Origin of the sequence: Paenibacillus sinensis, from assembly GCF_019904155.1 — a bacterium.
GTDB lineage: Bacteria > Bacillota > Bacilli > Paenibacillales > Paenibacillaceae > Paenibacillus_AQ > Paenibacillus_AQ sinensis.
In genome coordinates, this window is sequence record NZ_JAHCMB010000156.1 from 1 (window position 1) to 2929 (window position 2929).

A 2929-nucleotide genomic window follows, 5' to 3' on the forward strand; every position below is an offset into this window, starting at 1 on the left:
AGATAATCAAGTTCTTGCTGAATGAATTCAAGAGCCTCGTCTCTAACCCTGTTCTCCGGAGATAGAAAAAGCGCATCTCTTAGACTGGAACGTCCAGCATGTAATGGGAAATGAACTCCAATTTCAAAACCACGAGCCTTGGATTCTTTGATCAGATTTAGTGTGTCTTCATCTTTATTAAACAGACATGCTTCTATCCCGAAAAATGCTTCTTTATAATCACGGTGGTACTTCTCATAATCAAANAATCATAAAATTCCTCATCAATACAACTCCACTTATCTGAAATGCCTGGAACAGGCTAAGATCATTCGCCACATATTATTTTCATAAAACCACTTTTCTATGGTTTACCGAATCTCTGAAAAAAAAGAAACCACATGAAAAGGTCAAACCTCTCATGTGGCTAAAAACTACTCTCGAAGATCTCGACAACACAAGTGGATGGCGTCACACAACTTCTCTTGGAATTGTTGCCGCGATGATAAACGATGCTTCCAAGTCAATGCACATGTACATAGCATGTCAGCAATGGTTGTAGCGCGCGTCTTAACGTCTCTTGTATTCTCCCCAGATGACGCTAGAATGACTTGTTCGAGTTTCTTTTGGAATGATGAACTGCTGTTCTCAACAGTGTCGCCGAGAACACGCTCACATTGGGCCACAAGATCAGACACTTCAGGATGAATGAATCCTACGTGACGGCCAAACCATTCGTCTAAAGCTTGAAACAGTTTTTCTTCCAGTGTTAAGCTGTCATCCTCAAGTATCTGATCGGCAGATTGCAAACCGTCGTTCAACGCTTTTTGAATGGAAGCACTAAAGATCTCCTCTTTATTTTTATAATGAAGATAAAGCCCCTGACGTGTGATGCCCGCGGCTTTCGAAATATCCTCAATGGTTGTTTTTTTATAGCCGTACCGAACAAAAATATTCAGAGCTGTCTCAAGAACGTACGCCAGTCTTGCCGATTCTTTATTTTCCATACATTCAAGTTAACGAACAGACCAACAATTGTCAAGTTTGTTCAGCTCAACACTTGACATTCAATACTCAATATGTCAATATCGTAAACGTAAGTTCGAAACAAAAAATTGTTTGGGAGGGAATATGCATGAAATACTATGCTAAGACGGACGTCACCTTCGACAGTGCCGGCGTGAAGATCGCCGGTCATCTCTATACACCTGGCGGAGAGATCAGCGAGCCGCGCCCTGCGATCGTCGTCGGCCATCCCGGTACAGGCGTCAAGGAGCAGGCTGCGGGACTTTACGCAAAGCGTCTGGCCGAGCGGGGTTTCGTCACTCTTGCCTTCGACGCCGCCTATCAGGGCGAAAGCGAAGGCGAGCCGCGCGGATTGGAAGACCCAGCCCACCGTGTCGAGGACTTCAAGGCTGCCGTATCGTTCCTCAGTGTGCAGAGCGGGGTCGACCCGGACCGCATCGGCGCGCTGGGCATCTGTGCCTCTGGCGGCTATGTGATCCCCGCCACTGTGACAGACCACCGCATCAAGGCCGTCGCCACCGTCTGCGCTGTCGACATCAGCCGTCAATTCCGTATCGGCAGCGATGGCAAGCAGGACCCCGCGATCATCCAAGGCATGCTTGACGCCGCTGCGGCGGCCCGCACTTCCGAAGCCCGCGGCGAAGGTGTCGGTACATTCCCGATTTTTCCAGAGACCGAGGATCAGGCACGTGACCTCGGCCAGCACGTCTACGAGGGTTGGGAATATTACTGCACCGACCGTGCGCAGCACCCGCGTTCGGCTAAGGTCTTTACCTGGAACAGTATAGACCGCATCGCATATTTCGACGCGTTCCGGTTCATCGACCAGGTGGCGCCTCGCCCGCTGCTCATGATCGTTGGAACTCAAGCCGTCACGTCATGGATGACGACCGAAGCCTTTGCGAACGCGCAAGAACCCAAGGAACTGTTTTGGATTGACGGTGCCACCCACGTCGACCTTTACGACAAGGACGAGTACGTGACGCCTGCGGTTTCGAAGCTCGCGGAGTTTTTTCTTACGAATCTGACAGCCCCAAGCTCCATAAAATTGTAGTTTGAGTGAAGTCTATTAGAATAATTTAGAAACTACAGAGGTGGATCGATATGATTAAAGTAATGGCCTTTCTTACCAAAAAGAATGGAATGAGTACACAAGATCTTATCGAATACTATGAGAATCACCATGTACCACTGATTACTGGATTGGCGCCAATCCCTAGCGTTTACAAACGCAACTACGTTCTACGAAATGACGGCTCTAGTACAAAAGATGACTTCGATATCGTGACAGAACTCGTTTTTCCTGACCGTGGTGCTTATGAAGCTTGGGTAGCTAAAATGTATGCTCCACACTCTGGAGTTGCAAAGGACGAGCTCAATTTTCTTGATCGATCGCGAACTAGATCTTATGTCGTCGAAGAACACGTGACTTCCGAGTAAGGGTCATATTTCAATGTATTAATAGAGGAAACATTTACAGTAGTTAGGTATCAAGTAAGAAGAACGTATCGCTTGAAATGTCGCCACTCTCTTCCGCTGTCGGAAGCAGGACGGCGATTTTTCAAATATGATACAGAGGTGCGGGGATTAAATTGACAGTGGTAGTGCTTGCTGGTAATCACCGACAATCATAAAGAGCAGGCGTATTGCTGGGTATAATCAAGACCAGGGAGACGTAAAGGATAATCTTCTATGGAAGACCGGCGATTATATGGCGCAGCCTCTCCTCCATTTCACTGAGTGGATCGCCTTTATCCTTCGATGTCACGAGATACAGATTCTGTGCAACAATTTCAATAATATCGCCGTTGAAGTACTTTACTTGTGTTAGAATTCCTTGCCATGCATCCAATGTAAGCATCAAACCCAGCCCACCATTAATGTCGCTTTACCGTTAATACGATTAGCCGGGTTATATTTAGTA

3 protein-coding genes are annotated in these 2929 nt (G+C 47.1%); 2 read left to right on the forward strand and 1 reads right to left on the reverse strand.

The window, feature by feature from the left end:
• Window positions 1-413: 413 nt before the first annotated feature.
• Window positions 414-986: a TetR/AcrR family transcriptional regulator gene (locus tag KIH86_RS18420; protein WP_223084110.1), complete on the reverse strand. Its 573-nt coding sequence runs from the start codon at window positions 984-986 to the stop codon at window positions 414-416.
• 128 nt (window positions 987-1114) lie between these two features.
• Between KIH86_RS18420 and KIH86_RS18425 the strand changes: the two genes are divergently transcribed.
• Together KIH86_RS18425 and KIH86_RS18430 are read left to right on the forward strand one after the other, a co-directional pair.
• Window positions 1115-2059: an alpha/beta hydrolase gene (locus KIH86_RS18425; protein ID WP_223084111.1), complete on the forward strand. Its 945-nt coding sequence runs from the start codon at window positions 1115-1117 to the stop codon at window positions 2057-2059.
• A 50-nt stretch (window positions 2060-2109) separates the two neighbouring features.
• Window positions 2110-2445, forward strand: coding sequence for an EthD domain-containing protein (locus tag KIH86_RS18430; protein WP_223084112.1), 336 nt, complete (start codon window positions 2110-2112; stop codon window positions 2443-2445).
• Window positions 2446-2929 lie beyond the last annotated feature (484 nt).

Bases quoted from the DNA above. Each gene is read 5' to 3' on its own strand.
- KIH86_RS18420 (WP_223084110.1), bottom strand. From the start codon at position 986: ATGGAAAATAAAGAATCGGCAAGACTGGCGTACGTTCTTGAGACAGCT.
- KIH86_RS18425 (WP_223084111.1), top strand. From the start codon at position 1,115: ATGAAATACTATGCTAAGACGGACGTCACCTTCGACAGTGCCGGCGTG.
- KIH86_RS18430 (WP_223084112.1), top strand. From the start codon at position 2,110: ATGATTAAAGTAATGGCCTTTCTTACCAAAAAGAATGGAATGAGTACA.